Below are 21,718 nucleotides of genomic sequence, written 5' to 3'. Positions count from 1 at the left end.
GCCCACCGTTGAACCCACGAGTCGTGGAGGGTAGAACGGAGGCATGACCGACGTGAACTCCTGGATGAGCCAATATATCCGCGCGTGGACCTCGAATGAGCCCGATGACATCCGGGCATTGTTCACTGAGGACGCCATCTACTACGACAGGCCGAACACTGAATCACCGTGGAACGGCCATGAAGAAATCGTGAAAGCATGGTTGGACGCCGGCGACACGCCCGATGATTGGACCTTCGAGTGGACGCTCCTTGGCCAGGATGGTGACACGGCTTTCGTCCAGGCCGTGACCACCTACCTCAACGGCGAGCCTACCTACGACAACCTTTGGGTCATCCGCTTTGCCCAGGATGGACGTGCGCGCGAATTCACCGAGTGGTACATGGCCAGGAAGGAATCAACGCCCGACACCGAGCCCGACAGTACAACCGGGGAAGTGGCTCAGTAGCTGTCGCGCTCCGCCGTTTCGGACACAGGAATGAACGTCGAGGCGAACCCTTCCGAGGCGCGGGCCAGAACAGCAACATCGGCGCCCACCAGCACAAAGGAGGCACCGGCGTCGAGATAGGCGCGGGCGGTGGACTCATTGAAGGCATTGACGCCGGCTGGTTTGCCGGCCGCCTTGGCGGCTTCAAGGCAATGCTCGACGACGGCCCTCACCAAGGGATTCTCCTGCTGTCCCAGCAAACCCATGGAAGCTGCGAGGTCCGAGGGGCCAAGGAAGATGCCGTCCACGCCGTCGACAGACAGGATTTCCTCCACTGCCGAAGCCGCTGCCTCGGATTCAATCTGAACTGTGAGGCTGATCGATTCTGAAGCAGCAGCCAGATAGTCAGGAACACGGTTCCAGCGTGACGCCCTGGCCAAAGCAGAACCCACTCCACGTACACCCAGCGGCGGATAGCGGACGGCTGCCACTGCGGAAGCGGCTTCGAACGCAGAATTCACCATGGGAATCAGGAGATTCTGCACTCCGAGGTCAAGGTATTGCTTGATCACCACCGTGTCGTTGACCGGCGGCCGGACCATGGCCTGCACGGGGTAGCCACTCACGGCATGGAGTTGCGCAAGAATCGATTCGAGGCCATTGGGACTGTGCTCGGCGTCGATCAACAGCCAGTCCAGCCCGGATCCCGCACACACCTCAGCCACCAATGGGCTACCGGAACAAACCCACATGCCAGCCAACGGACGGCCAGCCTCTGAGAGGGCCGAATAGAAGGTGGGGCTCAGTCGAAATTGCATGTCACGACTCCCAAAGGTCCGTAGTCCGCGTGTACGGTATCACCTTTGTACACCCACAAGGGCCGGGTAAACGAGCCCGCAAGAATAATATCTCCGGCCTTCATTGAGTCCCCGTGCGCGGCGATTTTGTTGGCCAGCCAGTGCACCCCGTTTGCCGGATGATCCAGCACTCCCGCGGCTACTCCGGTCTCTTCCACGGTCTGGTTTTTGTAGAGAATCGCAGAGACCCAGCGGAGATCGACGGCGTCGGGACGCACTGGTCGGCCACCGATCACCATGGCCCCCATAGCTGCATTGTCCGAGATGGTGTCCACGATGGTCCGGCCCTCCATTTCGATCCTGGAGTCCAGGATTTCGAGGGCCGGAACCACGTAGTCGGTGGCATTGAGGACATCGAAAATCGTGCAACCAGGCCCTTTGAGTGCGTCCTTCAGCACGAAGGCGAGCTCCACCTCAACGCGGGGGTGCGTGTACTGGTCCCATTGCACGGAGCACCCGGTTTCCAGCACCATGTCATCGAAGATCGCCCCGTAGTCCGGTTCGGTGATGCCCGTGGCGGCCTGCATGGCTTTGGACGTGAGGCCGATCTTCCGCCCCACCAACGTGCGACCGGCTTCCTCGTTCCGTCGACGCCACAGCTGCTGGACGGCGTAGGAATCCTCGACCGTCATGTCAGGGTAGCGGGCGGTGAGGCGCGGGACCGGCTTGCGGTTCCGGCCGGCTTCGAGCAGTTCGTCGGCAATTGCTTCGATCGTCTTCGCATCCATCATGGTTTAGACCTGCGCCCCCAACTTGAAGCCTTCAGCGGCCTCACCCGCGGCGCCTTCCGGACGGGTGTAGGAGAATCCGTCGGCGCCGACCGTGACGGCCATTTCGGATTTCTCTTCGCGTTCGATGACGGGCTGGGGGTTGCCGTCCAGGTCCAGGACCAGCGAGGCTTCGGTGTACCAGGACGGGACGACGGGGTTGCCCCACCAGTCGCGGCGCTGGTTGTCGTGGACGTCCCAGGTGACGGTGGGGTTGTCCGGATCGCCGGTGTAGTAGTCCTGGGTGTAGATCTCCACGCGGTGGCCGTCCGGGTCCAGGATGTAGAGGTAGAACGCGTTGGACACACCGTGGCGTCCGGGTCCACGTTCGATGCGGTCGGAGATGCGCAGGGCGCCCATCTTGTCGCAGATCTGGATGATGTTGTGCTTCTCGTGCGTGGAGAAGGCGATGTGGTGAAGGCGGGGTCCGTTGCCGCCCGTCAACGCGGTATCGTGCACGGTCTGCTTCCGGTGCATCCACGCGGCGTAAGTGACGCCGTCGGAGTCCTTGATGTCTTCCGAGACGCGGAAGCCGAGGTCTTCCAGGTACTTGCGTCCGCGCGGGACGTCCGGGGTCACCTGGTTGAAGTGGTCCAGGCGGACCAGCTCGCCGGCGGAGTAGAGGTCATAGCGCTGGGTGAGGCGCTCCACGTGCTCAACGTCGTAGAAGAACTCGTACGGGAAGCCCAGCGGGTCCTCCACGCGGACGGAATCTCCAACGCCCTTGGTGAAACCTTCCTTGCGGCGCTCCACCCGGCAACCGAGTTCGCGATAGTACGCTTCAGCGGCGTCAACCTCGGCCGGGGACTTCACGCGGTACGCGAAGGCGGCTGCTGCGGCGACCGGGCCCTTGCGGAGGACCAGGTTGTGGTGGATGAACTCCTCGAAGGAGCGCAGGTAGATGGTGTTCTCGTCTTCCTCGGTGACGTGCAGGCCGAGCAGGTCGACGTAGAACGCGCGGGACTTGGCGAGGTCCGTGACCACGAGTTCAAGGTAGGCGCAGCGGACGATGTCCGGAGCCGGGACCGTGGGTGTGGGGATGGGGCCGGTGAAGGGGTTGCTCATGGTGGTCTCTCTTCGTTGAAAGGGTTCTTGTGGGGACCCAACTGAGTCGCAGTTGTGCACGTTATGAGCGTTCAAAACGCGCACTATTGCGACCTAGTTGGGTACTAGGCGCCGAACTTGGGCGTATGAACGGAGCCGAGCGTGATGTGCACAGCCTGCTGGTCGGTGTAGAAATCGATGGAACGGTAGCCGCCCTCGTGGCCCAGTCCCGAAGCTTTGACGCCACCGAACGGGGTACGCAGATCACGGACGTTGTGGCTGTTCAGCCACACCATGCCGGCTTCCACGTTCTGGGAGAAGTTGTGGGCCCGGGTCAGGTTCTGCGTCCAGATGTAGGCCGCCAGGCCGTACTTCGTGTTGTTCGCCAAGGCGAGGGCTTCGTCGTCGTTCTCGAACGGCGTGATGGCCACGACGGGACCGAAGATTTCCTCCTGGAAGATCCGCGCATCAGGCGCGACGTCGGCAAACACCGTGGGTGCGATGTAGTTGCCTTCGGGCAGGTGGTCGGGTCGGCCGCCGCCGGCCAGGAGCCGACCTTCGGACTTGCCGATCTCCACGTAGGAGGCCACCTTTTCGTAGTGCTCCGGGTGAACCAGCGCGCCGACCTGGGTCTTGGGATCGTGCGGGTCACCCACCACGATGTTCTTGGCCCGGGCGGCGTACTTTTCGCAGAATTCGTCGTAGATAGCGCGCTCGACGAGGATGCGGGAGCCAGCAGTGCAGCGTTCGCCGTTGAGGGAGAACACACCGAATAGGGCGGAGTCGATCGCGGCATCAAGATCGGCGTCAGCAAAGACGACGCACGGGGATTTGCCGCCGAGCTCCATGGACAGGCCCTTGAGATTGGCTGCTGCGTTGCGGAAGATCGTCTGTCCCGTGGTGGTCTCGCCAGTGAAGGAGATCAGCGGCACGTCCGGGTGCTTCACCAGGGCGTCACCGGCTTCCTCGCCCAGGCCGTTGACCAGGTTGAACACGCCGTCGGGCAGGCCCGCGTCCTTGAAAATGGTTGCCCACAGAGACGCGGACAAAGGCGTGAACTCGGCAGGCTTCAACACGACGGTGTTGCCGGTGGCCAGGGCCGGGGCGAGTTTCCAGGACTCGAGCATAAAAGGAGTGTTCCACGGCGTGATCAAGCCCGCGACGCCGATCGGCTTGCGGTTCACATAGTTGATCTGCGAGCCGGGGACCTTCATGGCGTCGTCGAACTGTGCCACGATCAGGTCCGCGAAGAAGCGGAAGTTCTCGGCTGAACGCAACGCCTGGCCCTTCGCCTGCGTGATCGGCAGACCCGTATCAAAGGTCTCCAGCTCCGCGAGGCGCTCTTCCTGGGCCTCCACGGCGTCGGCGATCCTGTTCAGCACACGGGCACGTTCGCGCGGCTTCATCTTCGGCCACGGTCCGTTGACGAACGCTTCGCGCGCGGCGGCGACGGCGAGGTCGATGTCTTCCTTCTGACCAGCCGCGGCCGTGGCGTAGTTCTGGTTGGACACCGGGTCCAGGACATCGAAGGTCTTGCCCGACACCGAGTCAACGAACTCACCGTTGATGAAGTGCTGGATGTGCGTGGGCAGGTTCTCGGGTACGTAATGCTTTGCTGTTGTTTCTACAGGGGTCGTCATCGTTGTCTTCCTCTTTCATCCAACGCGGGGTCACTTATGGCCCATGTGCGGTGCGTTTATGGGCCGTAAGTGACCCCGGGTTGCTTTTAGTTGGTGGTGGCCAGGTATGCGTCGAGGGTGGCGGCGCGGTGTCGTCGGGCTGCTTTTTCGATCGTGTCTGCGTCCGCTCCTGTTTCGATGAGCTGGAGCAGCGCCTCGTGTTCGCGCACCGATTCCTGGGCGCGGCCGGGAACGAAGCGGAACGTGGAGGACCTCAGGGAGGCCAGCCGGTTCCATCCACGATGTACCAGGTCCAGGATGTGCGGATTGGGGCAATGCTCAAACAAGACACTGTGGAAGTCCTGGTTCAAAGCAGTGAAACGAACCGGATCGAAGTGCTCCAGACATTCCCGCATTTCCTCGTTCACGGCGCGGGCCCGGGCGATCGCAACGGAATCAATCAACGGTGCGGACAACGCGGTAGCCGCACCCTCCACGATGCTTAGGGTCTGCATGGTGTACAGGTACTCGGTGGGATCAATTCCGGAGACGGTGGCGCCAACGTTCCGCTCGAACTTCACCAGGCCTTCGGCTTCCAAACGGCGGATCGCTTCCCGCACGGGGACCACACTGAAGCCCAGGTCCTCGGCAATCTTCGCGAGCACCAGCCGGTAACCCGGCGTGTAGACGCCTTCCACGATCCTGGCCTTGACGGCGTCATACGCCTGTTGCGACTTGCTTTGGGCAGCGGCGCTTTCGACGGCGGTTTCAGTCACCTTGGGCTCCTTCCGGGACTTGCCGGCTCTGCCAGTCAACCCATTTCTCGTAGCGTGCCTGCCATTCCTTGTTCATCGGGTAAAGCCCATCCACGCTGTTCCCTTCCTTGACCATCTGGAAGATGAAAGCCTCTTCCTTTTCCTGCTCGATGCAGTCATCCACCAGTTCCTCGGCGATGGCTGGCGGGATCACCAGGATGCCGTCCGAATCGGCAACGATGATGTCGCCGGGCTGCACCGTGGCTCCGCCGCAGGCAATGGTGATGTCCGTATCCCAGGGAATGTGCCGGCGACCCAGGACTGCCGGATGCGGGTTCGCGAAATACGTTGGCATCTCCAGCTCGGCCACTGCTGAGTAGTCGCGGACCCCACCGTCGGTGATGATCGCAGCGGCCCCCCGCACCTGGGCACGCAGCGCCAGGATGTCGCCAACCGTGCCGGTGCCCTTCTCCCCGCGGGCCTCCATCACGAGGATTTCGCCTTCGTTCACGGAATCAATCGCGCGTTTCTGTGCATTGAATCCGCCGCCGTGGGTCTTGAACAGATCCTCGCGGTTGGGCACATAGCGGAGGGTCCGGGCGAGGCCCACCACTTTGCGGTCCGGGCGCGTAGCCTGCAGGCCGTCGATGCTCACGTTGTTCAGTCCGCGTTTGCGGAGCTGCGAAGAAAGCGTAGCCGTTGCGACGCTTTCCAGCTTCGCCCTCAGCTCGGGCGTCAGGACGGAGACATAAGTAGGGAGCCCCGCAGCTTCACGGGATCCGTATGCCTCTTCCCGCTGGGTGTCATCAGTCTTGGGCTTGGCACCAAAGTCCGCGAACGGCGTCGTGCCTTCCGTTACTTTGGTGGTCAGGCGGCCGCTGGTGAAGCGACCGCCACTGACCTCAACCTCGACGACGTCACCCGGCTTGGCAACCGACGCGCCGGCAGGGGTGCCGGTCAGGATGATGTCGCCCTCTTCGAGCGTGAGCAGCTGGGAGAGGTCCGCGACGAGCTGCGCGAACGGGAAGAGCAGGTCTTCGGTGGTATCGTCCTGGACGAGGTCGCCGTTGTGCCAGGTGCGGATCCGCAGGGCCGCGGGATCGACCGCGTCGGCGGGGATCAGCGCGGGACCCACGGGCGTGAACCCGTCGCCGCCCTTGGAGCGGACGTTGGAGCCCTTGTCCGCATAACGGAGGTCGTAGACTCCCAGATCGTTGGAAGCGGTCACCCACTCGACGTGGCTCCAGGCATCCTCGAGGCCAATGCGGCGGGCGGACTTGCCGATCACCAACGCAATCTCGCCCTCGTATCCAAGCAGTTCGCAGCCGACCGGACGTTCAACAGTGCCGGGAGCATCAGCGGAGCCGAGCGCCAGGGACGTGGACGGCTTCAGGAAGTACGACGGCTGCCCGGGAGTACGCCCGCGCTGCGCTGCACGGCTGGGGTAGTTGATGTGGACCGCAATGACTTTGCGCGTACGGGCCAGCATGTCCTGGCTGACTTCCCCGGTCCGAAACTCCAGTGTCACGGCGCCTCCTCTTGTAAATATCTGATCGAACATCCATCAAGTACGAAATCGTATACGATAACTATTGCCCTTGAAGCGCAAGTCGTCAACCCCCTTTCCCAAACGCATTCATCCGGACATAGTGGTTGTTTTGATCCCCAAAGCAGGGAAGGAAGTACGTGCCGGAAAAGAACGACCTCCAGTTGCTCAGGTTCGCCAACGGTTCCGAATGGGAGTCCTGGCTCGCCGCGAACTACGAACAAAGGGCCGAAGCCTGGCTCGTGATCGGCAAGAAGAACGCCGGTGCCCAACTACTCAGCATTGGGGAGGCCCTGGACGGCGCCCTGTGTTTCGGTTGGATCGACGGGCAGCGCCAAGGCAACGACGACTCGACTTTCCTGCAGCGATATTCGCGGCGCCGGCCGCGAAGCTCATGGTCACAAGTGAACGTCGGCAAGGCGGAGGCGTTGATCGAATCCGGTCGCATGCATCCTGCGGGATTGGCTGAAATCGACGCCGCAAAGGCTGATGGCCGCTGGGAAGCTGCCTACGTTTCCCAGGCCAACGCGGAGGTTCCGGAAGACCTCGCGGCCGCCTTGGCCAGCAACCCAGCAGCCCGCGAAGCATTCGAAAGCCTCGGGAAGACGCAGCGTTACCTCATCATCCTGCAGTTGCTCAAGGCCCGCACGGCGGACTCACGAGCCAAGGCAATGGCACGTTGCCTTGGGAAGCTGATGGGGGAAGCGTAATTTCTGCTGGATCGGCGCGCATATGACGAGGCGGCCTGCCAAATCATCCATCAAGAAATGCGTGCATCCCCTGCATGGACTCCCGTAGGGTACCCGCATGGACATCATCCTGGTACCCGGTTTCTGGTTGGACGCGTCATCATGGGCGGAGGTGACGCCGCCCCTTGTCGCAGCCGGGCACTCGGTTCACCCCCTGACACTTCCCGGGCTGGAGTCCGTTGACACGCCACGCGCCGGGATTGGCCTTCGCACACATATCGACGCCGTGGTGGACAAGGTGGATTCCCTCGGCGGCGATGTGGTCCTGGTGGGCCATTCCGGCGGGGGCGCAATCATCCACGGCGTTATCGACGCCCGTCCGGATCGCGTGGATCGGGCCATCTATGTGGACAGCGGGCCACTGGGTGAGGGCGGCGTGATCAACGACGAACTGCCCGACGACGGCGACGAAATCCCCCTCCCGCCCTGGGAAGGTTTTGAAGATGCGGATCTCATCGACCTGACTGACGACCTCAAGGAAGGTTTCCGTTCACGGGCCATCCCCGAACCGAAGGGCGTTGCCTTCGACCAACAACACCTTCACGATGTCCGGCGCTATGACGTCCCGGCCACCATCATCGCCTGCCAGTTCCCATCATCACTGCTTCAGGAATGGATGGATGCCGGGCACCCGTTCACGGAGGAACTCGCGCGGATCCGGGACGTTGATTTCATCGACCTACCCACCGGACACTGGCCACAGTTCACCAAGCCACGTGAACTGGGTGAAGCCATCCTGTCGGCCGTCGAGCGCGCGAAATAGCGCTCGACGGCGGGATAAGCCTTTCGGGGCAGAGCCACCCCTGAAACGCCGAGATTCTGAGGCGTGCCCGTAATGCGTCAGGGCTTGGCGGGCGTGTTGGTCGCGGGCCCTTCCGGCGCTGCACCGCCTTCGTCCGTCCAATCGCTTCCTGTCTGATCGTCGAGTGCAGGATCGGATACTACGTCCGACCTGACCGGTGGCGTTGAGGTGGAAGCCGGAGCGGAAGCAGAAGCAGAAGAACCCGTGCTGGAGTTGCCTTGGTGCCCGGACTTTGTCTCCAGGATGCCCGGAAACATGGTCTCCGCCTTCTCCAGGAGCTTCTTGCCCGCGGCGTACAGATTGTCCAGGATGTCCGGGACTGATTCCTGGACGGTTTCCGTGGCGTGATGGACGTTCTCTTGAACCTCCGGGTTCTTCCAGACCTTTTGGGCGCCTCCGCGAACGCGCCGATACACCTCCGGCCAAGACTTGGACCCCCACACATAGCCAACAGCGATGCCGGCGGCGAACAATGCTTTCCCTTTCACAGGACCCACTCCTTTCGAGGTGCTATTCCTACGACACTAGTCCGGCCTTCACCCACTGTCACGTGTGCTTTCAAGGGCGGGCGGTTAATGGACATTTGCTGAATTGAGAAAGAGGACTAAACTTTAATGCCAACCAGCGGAAATCCCGCAGGCTACAACCACATGGCAACCCGAGGAGTGAAAACCATGGGACTGGATGACAAGATCAAGAATGCCACGGAAGAAGCAACGGGCAAGGTCAAGGAAAAGACCGGCGAAGCCACTGGCGACCGGGACCTCCAGGCCGAGGGCATGGGCGACCAGGCGTCGGCCAATGTGAAGCAGGCTGGCGAGAAGGTCAAGGACGCCGCGAAGGACGCCTTCGGCGATAAGTAGCCGGATTTCACGGCCATACAACCCCGTCCAGGGGGCAAGGGGCCCGACCGGCAAAAATAGCAAGGTTACTTGCTGTTGTTCCCGGGACCAGCTAGCGTTGCTGTTGTAGTACTACGGTCCGGCCCCTTGGACAGGAGTGCTTTTGGCTGCATTTAATAATTCATCGACGTTTGCAAAATAATGTCCCGCCCCATATTCCACTGGGCCTCTTGTGGCCCTGTTACAGCGCTTAGCCGCTGGAACTGACAACCGATGAACGGAACCGCTTCACCGAGTTCATGGAATTTCCATCAACAAGAAAGTAGGAGCAAAAATGGGTTTCTTTGGTTTTCTTTTGCTCGGCCTTTTGGCTGGGGCTATCGCAAAGCTTATTCTTCCGGGACGCCAGGGAGGCGGCTGGTTGGTCACCTTGCTGCTGGGCGTCGTCGGCGCCCTGTTGGGCGGCTGGATCGGCGGCCTGATCTTCGGCGAGGGCCTGACAGAATTCTTCGCCATTCGAACGTGGCTCCTGGCCATCGGCGGATCCATCATCGTTCTGCTGATCTACGGGCTGGCCACAGGAGGACGCCGGGCCCACCATGGCTGACGAAACCACGCCCAACACCAACCAGGACGACCTTGAGGGTCAATACGCAGAAGGTGATTACGGCGCTGCCGGAGCATCGCCTGAAGCCCTGAAAGAGGACGCCGGCGGGGACTACACCGCAGGTGACTACGCCGAGAAAACGGTCCCGTCTGCGGATGCGGAGCTCGACGAGCACAATACGGAGGACACGCCCGAGGACAGGCCGTTCTCGTCCGAGCCGGATGACGAAGCTTCCGGCTCGGGCCACCCTTAGGGCGCCTTCAAGAGTTTCAGCACCTCGTCAAGCGGCAAGACCCTCTGACGATATTCACGGGTAAGAACCCGGAGGACTGCTTCGGCAGCCTCCGGGTTCTCTGTTGCCACGGCTTCGGCCGCATAGATCACCCGAGTGTTATGGGCGAAAGCGTCAGCGGCAGTCTGGGCAATGCAGTTGTGGGCCGAGACGCCGGCCAGAACTACAGTTTCGACACCCCAGTTCCTGAGGCGCATCCCCAAGTCCGTACCGAAAAACGCGCTGTCGCGGGTTTTGACCATCTGCGGGAAGTCGGCCGTCACCAGGCCTGGAACGAAGTTGGCCTGCTCGCTTCCCCTGAAGATGAAGCCTTGGTTATCGTCCAGCATGTTCAGGCTCCACGTGGACTTGTCGCGCTCGTGCTGGGTAGCAACCAGGAGCACGTTTGCCCCTGCAGCGCGCGCTGCACTGGTCAATGAGTTGCACGCAGCAACAACTTCTTCCTGACGCCGTTTCAGGGCCGGTTCCTCAAAAAAGGCGTTCTGCATATCGATTACCAGCACAGCAATCATGCGGGCATACCCTTTCCAATCCTGGGTCAGAGACCCTTGCCGCCTGTCACCGGAAGCACAGCGCCTGAGATGTAGGATCCTTCGTCGGATGCGAGGAGCACATAGGCCGGTGCCAGCTCAGCAGGTTGTCCGGCACGGCCCAGCGGCGTGTCCTGGCCGAAGGTGGGAAGCTTGTCCGGCCACTCGGTGGCGGGGATCAACGGCGTCCAAATAGGGCCCGGGGCCACTGCGTTGACACGGATTCCCTTAGGCCCGAGTTCCTCTGCCATGGCTTTGGTGAATGCCACCTGGGCGGCCTTGGTCATGGCGTAGTCCACCAGCTGGGCGGAAGGATTAAAAGCCTGGATAGACGCCGTGACGATGATCGACGCCCCCGGGCGCAGGTGCGGAATCGCAGCCTGTGCTGTCCAGATCAAGGAGTACAGGTTGGTTTTGAAGACCCGATCGAATTCCTCGGTAGGAATCGTCTCCAAACCCTCGCGGTTCTTTTGGTACGCGGCGTTCAGGACCACAACGTTGAGGCCGCCGAGCTCCTGCACCGTTCGCTCCACAATCTCAGAAGCAAACTTTTCGTCGCGCGCGTCGCCGGGCAGCAACAGTGCCTGCGCCCCGCACTCACGGATCCATTCCGCCGTCGACTTCGCGTCTTCTTCCTCCTCCGGAAGGTAGCTGATGGCCACATCCGCACCTTCACGGGCATACGCGATCGCTACTGCGGCTCCGATGCCTGAATCACCGCCGGTGATCAGGGCTTTCTTGCCCTGCAGGCGCCCGTGCCCCACATAGCTGGACTCGCCATGATCGGGCTGGGGGTTCAAGGGCTTGGTCAGGCCAGGCTGTTCTTGCTCCTGTTGGGGAAATTCGTCGGAGTGATATCCGCTGCGGGGATCCTTCGGGGCCGAGGTGAGGCGATGATCCCCGCTTCCTTGCTGTCCACTGTGGCTTGGGTCGGCTTGAGTCATGGTTCTGGCCTTTCTCAGATGTCTGATTCCCGGCTTGCGAGGCTACCGTTGGCTGTACCCAGGCTCATTGGACTCTAAACGCACGCAAAGGGCTAGGTCCGCAGCGTTTTGGCCTTCACCATGAGGAATATTCCGTAGGCGATCAGGCCCACGGCAACGGCGGCCAGAAGGTACGGACCATACGGTTGCTCCCTCAAAGCCCGCAGGCTTCCATCAAGTCCTGTGGATTGTTCTGGCTGAACACGGACCGCGGCAATGACCACCAGCAGGCCTACGAGCAACAGGGCAATGCCTTTGGCGATGTAGCCCACCACTCCAACACCCGATTGGAACTTGCGGGTCGGCTCCTTTACCGAGAGCGCGAGGTCCTTTTCGAAGGTCCTCATAAAGCCGCGGACCGCGAACACAACGCCGGTGATCATGATGCCGGCGCCAATTGCGACAAGCAGGACTATCCCGAACGGCGCCTTCATGAGCGTCACGGTTACATCGCTGGCAGACTCCCGGCTGTTCTTTCCCTGCCCCATAGTGAAAGACAGGATGGTGGCCGCCAGGCCTGCAAACACGATTGCCTGGGCCACAGCGGAAAGCCGCTTGGATGGTTTGTTGTCCGATGCCTTGCGGTAGCCGAGGGTGGCGTTGCCCAATTGCCACAAGGCCAAGGCAGCGCAGGCGCCGAAGCACGCCCAGAGCAGGATGGGACCCACCGGTTGGGCGGCCAGTTGGGCAACAGCGCCACTGACGTCGGCTTCACCACCGCGCCCAAAGGCGAGCTGAAACGCAATAACCCCGATGAGTAAGTGCAGGAGTCCGCTGACGGCGTATCCAGCCCTCGCTACAACAACCAGGGCACGTGAGTTTGAGGCTTCCTCGGCCACATCAGCGGCCTTCTTCATCTCCTCTTTGATGACAAGCCTCCTTATTATTTTGTGACTTGTCACCATGGTGCCACTCGAACGAGCACAAGACCACGGGGCGCAGGTGGCTTGCTAGAAGCCACACACCGACTGCGGCCAGATGCTCCGAAGTCCCACACCCAAAGGGTTGAACTGCTCGCGGACGCTGGTGACGGCACGGGCCTGGCCTGGGACTTCGCCTCCACGTCCGTCAGCTTCCCCGGTACCCGCAAGGGGGTCGGACTTCACGTGGGCAGCTCCGGTATTCAGGGACGTGGCTGCGATCTGGTCAGGCATTTCGGTGGTCCTTCCTGAGAGTTCCCATCAACTCCATTGGCTGATAGTTCAACCATGGGACGGGGCCCTCAAGAAGGACGCCGGGTCATCTCAAGATTCCCTCAAGAATCCGCCGTGCTTCGAAGGCAGGTTCAGAAGGCGAAAAGGACCTCCAGTTGTTGCCCCGTCGACAGGGTAACGTGCGCCCTTACATGCGTGCCGTCGTCGTTAATCACGACGTCGGCAGGAACCGCTGCTGGTGCCTCGCCTCCCAGGTAGACCAGCGAGGCGAAGATGCTGCGACCGCCTGCCAAACGGCCTTCCAGGTATCCGCACGCAGCGTGCCCACCCAACGGCGAGACGCCCTCGGCCCGGAAGGTGCCGTTGTCGAAGTATCCGTGCAACGGCCATATGCCTGTGTGGAGTCCGCCGATTCCAAGAACGTGGTCATCCAGCTCAGGCGGCCGGGTATCTGCGAGCGCATATCCGGCGTCGCGCACGCGCAGCCCGGACGGCGCCTGCGCTGGGTTGTTCTCGTCCACATTGGGGGCCTCAACCACGTGGACCCTGAGCTCATATCCGCTGGCAGCAGTTGTCGCTGTTGCCACCCGCCAGCGGGAATTGGCGGGATCCTCCTCGTCGCTCCAGACTGGCGCATGCCAGCTTGCGGCCTGGAGATGCCAGGCTTGGTGATGCCCGGCTTGAAGATGCCCGGCTTTGAGCCGGTGAATCCTCGCGCGACGGCTGGGTGTTCCGGTGGCATCGAGGACGGCGAAGTGGTTGTCCACAGGGTCCTTGGTGAAGAGCGGTGCGGTGTGGCTCGAATATGCGAGGCGGCGGTAGTTGGGGGCGTCCGGTCCGGGGGCGTAGTACTTGTCGCTGCCGTGGTTGAGCACGCGGGCGATACCGTCCACGGCAGTGGAGTGGAGCAGGTAATTAGGGCCTTCTACATGCTTAACGGCGTCAATGCCCTCCAGGGGCGAGGGCTGTTCGACGGCGGTCCACACTGGATGGTCGGAGGGGAGGAGAAGTCCCACGAAAGCCTTGGAGGTCCAGTACGGCGACGCTGGACCGGAGTATTCCTGGGTCATCGGCTCAAAGGCGCCGAGCCAACCGAGCGACGGCAGCCCGTCGTCGTAAGCGCCGCCATCGAGGAAGTATTTTGCTGCGCCGCTGGCGATGCGTCGGGTCTGTCCGGGGTTGAGTGGTGTCGCGCCGATGGCCTCCCCGAGGAACAAGGGAGCCACGGCGGCATAGCGGTAGATCAGTGAGCGGCCCTGGAAAACCGGCGCGCCGTTCCCGCCGAAAAAACTCACGTGATCGGCCAGGAACCTGACGAGCCTGGCCCTGTAGATTTCGGACCTGGCTTGGGCTTCCGGGTGCCGGTTGGCCGCAAACCCGGCCCACAACACCGGATAAAGATGAAGGGCCCAGCCGCAGTAGTAGTCGAAGAAATCGCCCGTGCCGTCGTTATCCCCGTCCCGGTACCAGCCGCCGCCGACGTACCAGTCTTCGAGCCGCTTCAGTCCATGTTCGATCTGCGCCGCGTTGTGCTCGAATCCGGCGCCAGCCAGGAACTCGGCGATCAGGACCTGGAAGAGCACCCAGTTGTTGTCCACGCAGGTACTCCGCGAGGAACCCTGCAGCCACTCGGCCACCTGGGCCCGCTCGTCCCCGGACAGTGTGTCCCATAGCCAGGGTTTGGTCAGTTGCAGGCCCAGTGCAATGGAGGCGGCTTCCACCATCGGCTGCGAGCGGTCACAAATGGGCAGCCACGCTTCAGGACCACCTGGCCGCGTACCCTCAAGGAGGCCCGTCCTGTACAGGTCAAGATGGCCGTGCGGGTCGTTGCCCTGCTCTCCCGCCACCCGGAAGGCGGCCAGCATAAAGGTGCGCGCGAACCCCTCCATGCCGTCGGACAAAACACCCGACGACGACGGTCGGCCGCTCAGCCGGATCAATGCCTTCTGCGCGGAGAAGCAGGGGCGCACCGCGAGGAGTTGCTGATCCGCGAAAGCGACCCAGTGCTCCCGCGTCCATCCAGTGATGGGGCTGAGCTCGTAATCCGGTGCTGGCATGGTGAAGCCGGTGGCCATGGGTCTCCTGCGGGGGTGCGGACACGGTGAGCCCTAACCTTAGGCTCCTCATCCGCCTCATGGCGCGAGTTGAACAAAACTGAACGTGCACCTCTCGTCCCCGACCGAATGTTGCGTGATAGTTCATAATGAACAAACTGAACACAAGTGAACTTGAAGGCGGAAACCTGCATGCTGTCGGAGGATCGTCAACAGCTCATCCTGAGGGAATTGGCCCTTCACGGATCCCTGAACGCTGCCGAGTTCGCGGCCAAGCTTGGAACGTCCGGCATGACAGTGCGCCGGGACCTCGCGCTACTTGCCGGGCAGGGGTTGCTCGAGCGGGTCCATGGTGGAGCTGTTCCCATCGGCGGCCGTGCTTCCGGAAGTAGTGCGACACCACAGCAATCAACGTCCTGGCGACCGGGCGGGAGGCGACCCTTGGCGACGATCGGCATGATCGTTCCCTCGGCGTCGTACTACTTCCCGGGGGTGATCCGCGGCGCCGAGGCGGCTGCCCAGGAAGCGGGTGTGCGGTTGGTGCTGGGCGTGACCAACTACTCAAGCGAGGAGGAACGCCGCCAGCTCCGCCGCCTTTATGAACACGGCGTGGACGGGATCCTGATCACGCCGAGCGAGCAATCCTTGGCTGGCACAGAGACGATGGACCTGTTGGCTGAAGCTGTGGTGCCGGTAGTCGTCGTCGAGCGTTCCATTGACAACGCGCTGGACCACGGCCGCCTCGAAGCCGTGCGAAGTGATCACGTGCGCGGCGCGGAAATCGCCGTCAACCATCTCCTGGGCCTTGGCCACCGCAAGATCGCCATGTGCCTTCGCGAGAACAGCCCGACTGCGCCGCAGCTTATCGATGGCTACCACCTGGCCATGCAGCGTGCCGGGCATCGCGACGTGGATTCGATGGTTCGTTCGATGTCCCGGGCCCAGAATGATCCCGAGGCCCACCGACTGGTGGTGGGCGGCATCCTCGATTGGTGTACAAAAACCGACGTCACAGCCGCGATTGTCCACACTGATGAGGACGCACTCCAGTTCGCCAGCGCGTGCCAGGAACGGCAGCTTCGCATTCCGGAGGACTTTGCGATCATTGCGTACGACGACGAAATCGCCGCTTTGGGGGCCGTTCCCCTGACCGCGGTTGCACCACCGAAGTACGACGTCGGGCATCAGGCCCTGGTGATGTGCCTGAACCGGATCGGCGCACGTCGTGGAAGCACGTCCGCGCTGCAGCGCGTGAACCTCTCGCCGGAGTTGGTGGTTCGCGACTCAACACAGGTGTAAGCCCGCCTCATCATTTGTTTACTTCTGTTCACTTCGTTGTGTGTGTTCACTTTTGTGGCTTTCATTGTGCCTAGTCCAAGGTGCCCCGCGCACACCACGACTTCGCATCGTGAACTTCAAAGGAGAACAGAATGAAGCGTCGCCAGCTTCTGCTTGGAGCAGTCAGCATCATGGCAAGTGCTGCCCTCATCACCGGCTGTGGCAGCACCCCGGCAGCCACGCCAACGCCCACTGAAGACCCGTCCGGGACCATCACTTTCTGGTCGTCGATGGCCGGGATGGACAAGGTGGCCGCAGCCTTCAACGCGAGCCAGGGCAAAATCAAGGTCAACTTCGAAACCGTCCCCAACGGAGCGAGCGGCGGCTACGCCAAGTTGTCCACTGCAATCACCGCCGGCAACGGCCCGGACGTTGCCACCATCGAATACCCGCAGCTTCCCCAGTTCGTGAGCAACGGCCAGCTCCAGCCACTGGACGGGCTGATCAACAAGGCCGAAACAGTGGACGAGCTAACGGACGGGACCAAAGCCCTGGTTCAATTCGGCGAAGAGACGTACGCACTCCCCTACGACGCCGCGCCGATGATCATGTGGTACCGCAAGGACATGCTGGACAAGGCCGGCGTCGGCGTCCCCAAAACCTGGGACGAATTCGAAGAGGCCGGCAGGAAGCTGAAGGCAGTAGCCCCGGAAGCACACCTGGCCAGCTTCAACCCCAACGAAGCCGCACTTACTGCCGCCTTGTCCTGGCAAGCCGGAGCCAAATGGTTCGGTACCGAAGGCGACAGCTGGAAGGTTGGCGTGAACGATGAGCCCACCCAAAAAGTCGCCGCGTTCTGGCAGAAGCTGATCGACCAAAAGATCGTCAAGGTCCAACAGTCCTTCAGCGACGAATGGTCGGCAGATTTGGCGAGCGGCGCCGTCGTCGGTGTTCTGGGCGCCAACTGGAGTGCCACCGGCATCCAGAAGCGTACCGAAGCAAGCGGCCAGAAAGGACAGTGGATCGCAGCGGAGGTGCCCAACTGGGGAACTCCGGCAGATGCGTTCTATGGCGGCTCGAGCTTCAACATCACCAAGAGCAGCAAGAACCCGGCGGCTGCGGCCAAGTTCATCGAGTTCCTCGCAACCAACGCGGACGCCATCAAAGCACGCGGCAACACCGGTTCGGCTTTCCTCGCCTTCCCGGGACTGACACCGGTTGCGCAGCAGGCATTCGATGCCAGCTACTTCGGCAACGACATCTACGAGGTCTTCGACAATGCATACTCCACCATTACCCCGGGGTGGCAATGGGGTCCCAATTGGGACATCACCAACACGGCTCTCAAGGACGCCTACGGAAAGTTGACCACCGGCGGCAAGGTCGCGGACGCCGTTGATACCGCCCAGACCGCAACCGTAGCCGGACTCAAGCAGAACGGCCTCTCCGTCAAGGAGTAGGCCCGCACGGTGGGGCGGTCCCTTCATAGGGGCGCCCCACCAGCGAGGAGAATCATCATGGCCAACCAGGCACCTGCTACCTCCCGGAGGAAACCCCGCACGATGTCCGGAACCGGCGGCCGCACAGCCGCCCTCTTTCTGACCCCGTTCTTCGCGGTGTTTACCCTGGCGATGGTGGCACCCGTCATCTACTCGATCGTGCTCAGCTTCTTCGCCCAGCAGAAGTCCGGACTCGGCTTCGGCCAGGCCAAGACCTCGTTCGTGGGACTTGAGAACTATCTGCAGGTCCTGCAATCGGAAAGTTTTGTGGGCGGCATAGGTCGCCTCATCATGTACTGCCTGCTGTACATCCCGTGCATGGTGGGCGGCGCCTTGGCCTTCGCACTGCTGCTTGATGCTGCCGCAGCGCGTGCCCGGAAGCTGTTCCAGCTCCTCGTCTTCCTCCCCCACGCGGTGCCGGGCGTCATCGCTGCATTGATCTGGGCCTACCTCTACACCCCCGGTGTCAGCCCGATCGTTTCGGTCCTGGAATCCGGCGGCATTTCCCTGGACTTCCTGGACAACCACATGATCCTGCCGTCCATCGTGAACATCGCGGTGTGGGAGTGGACGGGCTACAACGTCATTGTGCTGTTCACCGCGCTTCAGGCGGTTCCGCGGGAAACCCTGGAAGCCGCCCGGGTGGACGGCGCAGGCGAAATCCGTGCTGCCATCAGCATCAAGCTGCCGCTGATCCTGCCTGCACTTGGCGTCATCATGCTCTTTACAGTGATCGGAACCCTGCAGTTGTTCACGGAGCCGTCCATCATTTCCAAAGCAACGGCCTCCGTAACCAGCACCTGGGTTCCCAACATGTGGGCTTACGATGCCGCCTTCAACCGGCACAACCTCAACCAGGCCGCCGCGGCCTCCATCATCATCGCGCTCATGGCAGCGGTGCTGTCCTGGGCCGTCACCCGCTTCAGCTCAAGGATGAACAAAGCATGAGCACCTCAACGTTGTCCCGTCCAGGGGTTACCGGTCCGGTTGCGCCGTCGAGGAAACGCCGCCGGAGTCGTGGCACCCGCGGCGGCCTGGCAAGTGCGTTCACCGTGAACGCGCTGCTGATACTGGGTTGCGCCTACATGGTGCTGCCTGTCCTGTGGTTGTTCTTTGCCTCCACCAAGAACGCCGCCGATCTCTATTCCACCGGTGCTTATGCTTTCGGGCAACCTTCCTTTGTGGAGAACGTTGGCGCCGTTCTTGGGCAGGATGGTGGCGTGTTCCTCCGCTGGATGGCCAACTCCATGTTCTATGCCGCGTTCGGGGCCATCTTTGGTGGACTGGTCTCTGTCATGGCTGGCTACGCCTTCGATAAATTCCAGTTCCGCGGCAAGGACTCATTCTTCGGCCTGGTCCTTGTGGGCGTGCTGATTCCCAACACAGCCACAGTCCTTCCGATGTATCTGCTGGCCTCCGTATTTGGCATCACCAACACCATCTGGGCCATCCTCATCCCCGTGCTCTGCAACCCGTTCGGCGTGTACTTGGCCCGCGTGTATTCGGCGGCGTACGTTCCGGGCGAAACGTTGGAGGCAGCGCGCGTGGACGGAGCCGGACCGATCCGCTCCTTCTTTTCCCTGGGGTTGCCCATGATGATGCCGGGTTACATCACCATCGCGTTGTTCCAGTTTGTTGGCGTGTGGAACAACTTCATGCTCCCGCTGGTGATGCTCCAGGACCAGCAGCTGCTGCCTGTCAGCGTCGGGATTTCGATCTGGCAGGGATACTCACTCCCCCAGCCCGAGTTCACGCCGATGGTCATCACAGGATCACTTTTGTCCATCATTCCGTTGCTGCTCGCGTTCATCATGCTCCAGCGCTTCTGGAAATCCGGTCTCACGGCAGGGAGCGTCAAATGAGCCTGAACGTTGCCTTGGCCATGCCTGTCCACACTGCCCGGGCCGTGTTCCCGTCCCGAAGCCTGGATCCGCTGGAGCCTGCTTTGAACCTCCTCAGCCGGAATCCGATCGAGGACTTTGGTTCAGTATCCGGCCGGGCACTCCTGGCTGAAGCGGACATCCTCATCACTGGTTGGGGTTGTCCAATGATCGACGACGACGTGCTGGACGCTGCCCCACGGTTGCGTTACGTCCTGCACGCCGCCGGAAGCGTCAAGCACCACATCAGTGGCCCGTGCTGGGAGCGGGGCTTGTTGGTGAGTTCCGCCGCGGACGCCAACGCCATTCCCGTGGCCGAATACACCGTGGCCATGATCGTCCTGGCCAACAAACGGGTCCTGCAAATAGCCCGCGCCCTGCACAGCACCCGGATGGAGGTCCTCCCTGAACAGCTCTTCCCCGACATGGGCAACTACCGCAAGCGCGTCGGAATTATCGGGGCGTCAAAGATCGGCCGTCACGTCATCCGGCTGCTTACCGCTTACGAGCTGGACATCGTGGTGGCCGACCCGTACCTGTCCGCCGCTGAGGCGGGCGCTCTCGGCGTCGAGCTTGTAAGCCTGGATGAACTGGTGGCGGGCTGCGACATCGTCAGCCTCCACGCGCCGTCGTTACCGTCCACAAAGAACCTGATCGACGCCGGTCGCATCGATCGGATGCGTCCGGGGGCTACTTTTATCAACACCTCGCGCGGCGAGTTGGTGGACCAGGACGCCCTCTTGGCCCGGCTTGAGCGCGGCGATCTATATGCTGTGCTGGACGTGACGACGCCGTGGGTACTGCCTTCCGATTCCCGGTTCTACACGCATCCCAACGTGTTGCTGACACCCCATCTGGCAGGGTCGCTGGGTAACGAGCTGGAGCGGATGGCGGCGAGCGCAGTAGGCGAAGCTTTGCGGTTGTCCAGGGGGGAAGCGCTGCAATTTCCAGTGGAGGCGGAAGACCTGGCGTTCATGGCATAGCGCATTCCCGACGGGCTCTCATGGTGCCGCGCCGACGGACCGTAATGTTGCGCAGATCACATTTGCTGCCTACGCTGGGGTGGCTGCAGCGTGGCAGCGAACGGATGAAAGGCAGCATATTGACCAGCGAGAAGCTCTCTGTAGTTGTTCGAGTCGACCTTGACGGAGCACAGATCCAGATCGCAGCAACAGGTCATGTGACCACCTCCAATCTCCACGCGCTGTATCCAATCGTTCAACGCACCAACAGCCTGGCCGACGGCAGGGACGTCGAGATGGACCTTACTGGTGCCTTGATCGAACCGGATGCGCTTGAACAACTGCAGGGTTACGCGATGCTTCACGAGTTGCCTGTTCGGGTTGATGCTGTTCCGGCGTTGGCGGGGGCCGGGCTGGCGGCGTGAGCTACGTCAGCCCTCAAGCCGAGGACTAACCTGACTGACATGGCTCAGTCAGCGCGCGCATGGATCGGGACCATCGTCTTCCTGTTCCTCGCGCCTGGCATCGTGGCGGGTCTCATCCCCTGGCTCATCTCCGGATGGCGGCTTTACGACTGGGACGGCGGCACGTGGCTGGTGGTGCCGGTCGCCTGGATCGCGATCACCCTGGGGGTAGCTTTCCTGCTTCACGCCTTCGCGCTGTTCGCCCTTCACCAGGGAACGCCCGCGCCGGTTGCGCCCACCCGAAGGCTGGTTGTCACCGGGGTTTATCGATTCGTGCGCAATCCCATGTACCTTGCGGTGCTCACAATCATCCTCGGCCAGGCGCTGCTCTTCGGCAGTTGGTGGCTCGTGATCTATGCTGCGATAGCCCTCATCGCCGTCGTCACTTTCGTGAAGGGTTACGAGGAACCGACCCTCACTGACACGTACGGTGAGCAGTACCTCGAGTACCGGCGCAACGTTCCGGGGTGGTGGCCGCGGCTGACGCCTTGGCGGGGATAACGGACCGGGGATGAAGCCTAAGCGTCCGCCGGGACCGCTCTAGCACATGTGATCGAGGGCGTGATTCAGCCGTTGATCAGGCCTGCGATCTATGAAAGTATGACCC

At 62.0% G+C, this 21,718-nt stretch carries 25 protein-coding genes; 13 read left to right on the top strand and 12 right to left on the bottom strand.

The genetic code is table 11. From position 1 onward, the window contains the following. Nucleotides 1-43 precede the first annotated feature (43 nt). Nucleotides 44-448, top strand: coding sequence for a nuclear transport factor 2 family protein (locus AC6I97_RS03750; protein ID WP_497944106.1), 405 nt, complete (start codon nucleotides 44-46; stop codon nucleotides 446-448). On the opposite strand, the gene AC6I97_RS03745 is transcribed toward AC6I97_RS03750, so the two are convergent. The 6 genes from AC6I97_RS03745 to AC6I97_RS03720 all read right to left on the bottom strand — a co-directional run bounded on the left by AC6I97_RS03745 (nucleotide 442) and on the right by AC6I97_RS03720 (nucleotide 6,997). Then, complete coding sequence (locus AC6I97_RS03745) at nucleotides 442-1,245, bottom strand: aldolase/citrate lyase family protein (protein ID WP_224165730.1); 804 nt, start codon at nucleotides 1,243-1,245, stop codon at nucleotides 442-444. The two genes, AC6I97_RS03750 and AC6I97_RS03745, sit on opposite strands and share 7 nt — an antisense overlap. Beyond that, on the bottom strand, nucleotides 1,230-2,015 hold the full coding sequence (gene hpaH, locus AC6I97_RS03740) for a 2-oxo-hept-4-ene-1,7-dioate hydratase (RefSeq protein WP_477515422.1): 786 nt from the start codon (nucleotides 2,013-2,015) through the stop codon (nucleotides 1,230-1,232). Before hpaH ends, AC6I97_RS03745 begins: the two co-directional genes overlap by 16 nt. Nucleotides 2,016-2,018: 3 nt before the next feature. Then, on the bottom strand, nucleotides 2,019-3,116 hold the full coding sequence (gene hpaD, locus AC6I97_RS03735; RefSeq protein ID WP_309928212.1) for a 3,4-dihydroxyphenylacetate 2,3-dioxygenase: 1,098 nt from the start codon (nucleotides 3,114-3,116) through the stop codon (nucleotides 2,019-2,021). Between the two features lie 104 nt (nucleotides 3,117-3,220). Beyond that, nucleotides 3,221-4,735: a 5-carboxymethyl-2-hydroxymuconate semialdehyde dehydrogenase gene (gene hpaE / locus AC6I97_RS03730; RefSeq protein ID WP_497944105.1), complete on the bottom strand. Its 1,515-nt coding sequence runs from the start codon at nucleotides 4,733-4,735 to the stop codon at nucleotides 3,221-3,223. Between the two features lie 86 nt (nucleotides 4,736-4,821). Continuing rightward, the gene (locus tag AC6I97_RS03725; RefSeq protein ID WP_309928213.1) at nucleotides 4,822-5,490 is read right to left on the bottom strand and encodes a GntR family transcriptional regulator; all 669 of its coding nucleotides are present in this window, start codon (nucleotides 5,488-5,490) and stop codon (nucleotides 4,822-4,824) included. Beyond that, nucleotides 5,483-6,997 carry a fumarylacetoacetate hydrolase family protein gene (locus AC6I97_RS03720; protein WP_497944104.1) on the bottom strand — a complete coding sequence of 505 codons (1,515 nt, stop codon included), beginning with the start codon at nucleotides 6,995-6,997 and terminating at the stop codon, nucleotides 5,483-5,485. The genes AC6I97_RS03725 and AC6I97_RS03720 overlap by 8 nt, the downstream gene beginning before the upstream one ends. Nucleotides 6,998-7,155: 158 nt before the next feature. Between AC6I97_RS03720 and AC6I97_RS03715 the strand changes: the two genes are divergently transcribed. Next, nucleotides 7,156-7,725: a YdeI/OmpD-associated family protein gene (locus AC6I97_RS03715; RefSeq protein ID WP_224165733.1), complete on the top strand. Its 570-nt coding sequence runs from the start codon at nucleotides 7,156-7,158 to the stop codon at nucleotides 7,723-7,725. 97 nt (nucleotides 7,726-7,822) lie between these two features. After that, on the top strand, nucleotides 7,823-8,527 hold the full coding sequence (locus AC6I97_RS03710; RefSeq protein WP_224165734.1) for an alpha/beta fold hydrolase: 705 nt from the start codon (nucleotides 7,823-7,825) through the stop codon (nucleotides 8,525-8,527). 77 nt (nucleotides 8,528-8,604) lie between these two features. Here AC6I97_RS03710 and AC6I97_RS03705 read toward each other — a convergent pair whose 3' ends face one another. After that, complete coding sequence (locus AC6I97_RS03705) at nucleotides 8,605-9,054, bottom strand: hypothetical protein (RefSeq protein ID WP_224165735.1); 450 nt, start codon at nucleotides 9,052-9,054, stop codon at nucleotides 8,605-8,607. Nucleotides 9,055-9,240: 186 nt separating this feature from the next. On the opposite strand from AC6I97_RS03705, the gene AC6I97_RS03700 reads away from it, so the two are divergent. The 3 genes from AC6I97_RS03700 (at nucleotide 9,241) to AC6I97_RS03690 (ending at nucleotide 10,268) form a co-directional block, all read left to right on the top strand. Continuing rightward, nucleotides 9,241-9,429 (top strand): CsbD family protein, encoded by a 189-nt coding sequence (locus tag AC6I97_RS03700; RefSeq protein ID WP_224093815.1) that lies wholly within the window; start codon nucleotides 9,241-9,243, stop codon nucleotides 9,427-9,429. Nucleotides 9,430-9,742: 313 nt separating this feature from the next. Continuing rightward, entirely contained in the window at nucleotides 9,743-10,015 is a 273-nt protein-coding gene (locus tag AC6I97_RS03695; RefSeq protein WP_224093148.1) for a GlsB/YeaQ/YmgE family stress response membrane protein, read from the top strand. Beyond that, nucleotides 10,008-10,268 carry a hypothetical protein gene (locus AC6I97_RS03690; RefSeq protein WP_224093138.1) on the top strand — a complete coding sequence of 87 codons (261 nt, stop codon included), beginning with the start codon at nucleotides 10,008-10,010 and terminating at the stop codon, nucleotides 10,266-10,268. Before AC6I97_RS03695 ends, AC6I97_RS03690 begins: the two co-directional genes overlap by 8 nt. Here AC6I97_RS03690 and AC6I97_RS03685 read toward each other — a convergent pair. From AC6I97_RS03685 to AC6I97_RS03665, 5 genes are all read right to left on the bottom strand, one after another. Continuing rightward, complete coding sequence (locus AC6I97_RS03685) at nucleotides 10,265-10,819, bottom strand: cysteine hydrolase family protein (protein ID WP_497944103.1); 555 nt, start codon at nucleotides 10,817-10,819, stop codon at nucleotides 10,265-10,267. The genes AC6I97_RS03690 and AC6I97_RS03685 overlap by 4 nt on opposite strands. 26 nt (nucleotides 10,820-10,845) lie before the next feature. Next, a complete protein-coding gene (locus tag AC6I97_RS03680; protein WP_497944102.1) occupies nucleotides 10,846-11,781 on the bottom strand; it encodes an SDR family oxidoreductase in 936 nt (311 codons plus the stop codon). A gap of 92 nt (nucleotides 11,782-11,873) precedes the next feature. Continuing rightward, nucleotides 11,874-12,677 carry a DUF1206 domain-containing protein gene (locus AC6I97_RS03675; RefSeq protein WP_497944101.1) on the bottom strand — a complete coding sequence of 268 codons (804 nt, stop codon included), beginning with the start codon at nucleotides 12,675-12,677 and terminating at the stop codon, nucleotides 11,874-11,876. Between the two features lie 93 nt (nucleotides 12,678-12,770). Next, entirely contained in the window at nucleotides 12,771-12,974 is a 204-nt protein-coding gene (locus AC6I97_RS03670; protein WP_224093121.1) for a hypothetical protein, read from the bottom strand. A gap of 131 nt (nucleotides 12,975-13,105) precedes the next feature. Then, the gene (locus AC6I97_RS03665) at nucleotides 13,106-15,049 is read right to left on the bottom strand and encodes a DUF2264 domain-containing protein (RefSeq protein ID WP_497944100.1); all 1,944 of its coding nucleotides are present in this window, start codon (nucleotides 15,047-15,049) and stop codon (nucleotides 13,106-13,108) included. Nucleotides 15,050-15,220: 171 nt separating this feature from the next. Between AC6I97_RS03665 and AC6I97_RS03660 the strand changes: the two genes are divergently transcribed. The 7 genes from AC6I97_RS03660 to AC6I97_RS03630 all read left to right on the top strand — a co-directional run bounded on the left by AC6I97_RS03660 (nucleotide 15,221) and on the right by AC6I97_RS03630 (nucleotide 21,612). Then, complete coding sequence (locus AC6I97_RS03660) at nucleotides 15,221-16,327, top strand: substrate-binding domain-containing protein (RefSeq protein WP_497944099.1); 1,107 nt, start codon at nucleotides 15,221-15,223, stop codon at nucleotides 16,325-16,327. A 131-nt stretch (nucleotides 16,328-16,458) separates the two neighbouring features. Then, on the top strand, nucleotides 16,459-17,766 hold the full coding sequence (locus AC6I97_RS03655) for an ABC transporter substrate-binding protein (protein ID WP_497944098.1): 1,308 nt from the start codon (nucleotides 16,459-16,461) through the stop codon (nucleotides 17,764-17,766). Between the two features lie 57 nt (nucleotides 17,767-17,823). After that, entirely contained in the window at nucleotides 17,824-18,753 is a 930-nt protein-coding gene (locus tag AC6I97_RS03650; RefSeq protein WP_497944097.1) for a carbohydrate ABC transporter permease, read from the top strand. Next, a complete protein-coding gene (locus tag AC6I97_RS03645) occupies nucleotides 18,750-19,667 on the top strand; it encodes a carbohydrate ABC transporter permease (protein ID WP_224165742.1) in 918 nt (305 codons plus the stop codon). The genes AC6I97_RS03650 and AC6I97_RS03645 overlap by 4 nt, the downstream gene beginning before the upstream one ends. After that, nucleotides 19,664-20,668, top strand: a complete 1,005-nt coding sequence (locus tag AC6I97_RS03640) for a hydroxyacid dehydrogenase (protein ID WP_497944096.1) — start codon at nucleotides 19,664-19,666, stop codon at nucleotides 20,666-20,668. The genes AC6I97_RS03645 and AC6I97_RS03640 overlap by 4 nt, the downstream gene beginning before the upstream one ends. Nucleotides 20,669-20,787: 119 nt before the next feature. Continuing rightward, a complete protein-coding gene (locus AC6I97_RS03635) occupies nucleotides 20,788-21,072 on the top strand; it encodes a hypothetical protein (RefSeq protein WP_224093099.1) in 285 nt (94 codons plus the stop codon). A gap of 39 nt (nucleotides 21,073-21,111) precedes the next feature. Next, on the top strand, nucleotides 21,112-21,612 hold the full coding sequence (locus AC6I97_RS03630; protein WP_224093098.1) for a methyltransferase family protein: 501 nt from the start codon (nucleotides 21,112-21,114) through the stop codon (nucleotides 21,610-21,612). Nucleotides 21,613-21,718 lie beyond the last annotated feature (106 nt).

The sequence above is a fragment of the Arthrobacter sp. TmtSoilC48 genome (genome assembly GCF_059739425.1).
The sequence above is the reverse complement of the archived record's forward strand: the minus strand, read 5'-3'. Positions and strand labels throughout refer to the sequence as shown.

Excerpts from the sequence above, each read along its gene's own strand:
- AC6I97_RS03750 (WP_497944106.1), top strand. The coding sequence starts at position 44 with ATGACCGACGTGAACTCCTGGATGAGCCAATATATCCGCGCGTGGACC.
- AC6I97_RS03650 (WP_497944097.1), top strand. The coding sequence starts at position 17,824 with ATGGCCAACCAGGCACCTGCTACCTCCCGGAGGAAACCCCGCACGATG.
- hpaE (WP_497944105.1), bottom strand. The coding sequence starts at position 4,735 with ATGACGACCCCTGTAGAAACAACAGCAAAGCATTACGTACCCGAGAAC.
- AC6I97_RS03695 (WP_224093148.1), top strand. The coding sequence starts at position 9,743 with ATGGGTTTCTTTGGTTTTCTTTTGCTCGGCCTTTTGGCTGGGGCTATC.
- AC6I97_RS03745 (WP_224165730.1), bottom strand. The coding sequence starts at position 1,245 with ATGCAATTTCGACTGAGCCCCACCTTCTATTCGGCCCTCTCAGAGGCT.
- AC6I97_RS03640 (WP_497944096.1), top strand. The coding sequence starts at position 19,664 with ATGAGCCTGAACGTTGCCTTGGCCATGCCTGTCCACACTGCCCGGGCC.
- AC6I97_RS03675 (WP_497944101.1), bottom strand. The coding sequence starts at position 12,677 with ATGAAGAAGGCCGCTGATGTGGCCGAGGAAGCCTCAAACTCACGTGCC.
- AC6I97_RS03680 (WP_497944102.1), bottom strand. The coding sequence starts at position 11,781 with ATGACTCAAGCCGACCCAAGCCACAGTGGACAGCAAGGAAGCGGGGAT.
- AC6I97_RS03630 (WP_224093098.1), top strand. The coding sequence starts at position 21,112 with ATGGCTCAGTCAGCGCGCGCATGGATCGGGACCATCGTCTTCCTGTTC.
- AC6I97_RS03710 (WP_224165734.1), top strand. The coding sequence starts at position 7,823 with ATGGACATCATCCTGGTACCCGGTTTCTGGTTGGACGCGTCATCATGG.
- AC6I97_RS03665 (WP_497944100.1), bottom strand. The coding sequence starts at position 15,049 with ATGGCCACCGGCTTCACCATGCCAGCACCGGATTACGAGCTCAGCCCC.
- hpaD (WP_309928212.1), bottom strand. The coding sequence starts at position 3,116 with ATGAGCAACCCCTTCACCGGCCCCATCCCCACACCCACGGTCCCGGCT.
- AC6I97_RS03655 (WP_497944098.1), top strand. The coding sequence starts at position 16,459 with ATGAAGCGTCGCCAGCTTCTGCTTGGAGCAGTCAGCATCATGGCAAGT.
- AC6I97_RS03660 (WP_497944099.1), top strand. The coding sequence starts at position 15,221 with ATGCTGTCGGAGGATCGTCAACAGCTCATCCTGAGGGAATTGGCCCTT.
- AC6I97_RS03700 (WP_224093815.1), top strand. The coding sequence starts at position 9,241 with ATGGGACTGGATGACAAGATCAAGAATGCCACGGAAGAAGCAACGGGC.
- AC6I97_RS03690 (WP_224093138.1), top strand. The coding sequence starts at position 10,008 with ATGGCTGACGAAACCACGCCCAACACCAACCAGGACGACCTTGAGGGT.
- hpaH (WP_477515422.1), bottom strand. The coding sequence starts at position 2,015 with ATGATGGATGCGAAGACGATCGAAGCAATTGCCGACGAACTGCTCGAA.
- AC6I97_RS03670 (WP_224093121.1), bottom strand. The coding sequence starts at position 12,974 with ATGCCTGACCAGATCGCAGCCACGTCCCTGAATACCGGAGCTGCCCAC.
- AC6I97_RS03645 (WP_224165742.1), top strand. The coding sequence starts at position 18,750 with ATGAGCACCTCAACGTTGTCCCGTCCAGGGGTTACCGGTCCGGTTGCG.
- AC6I97_RS03685 (WP_497944103.1), bottom strand. The coding sequence starts at position 10,819 with ATGATTGCTGTGCTGGTAATCGATATGCAGAACGCCTTTTTTGAGGAA.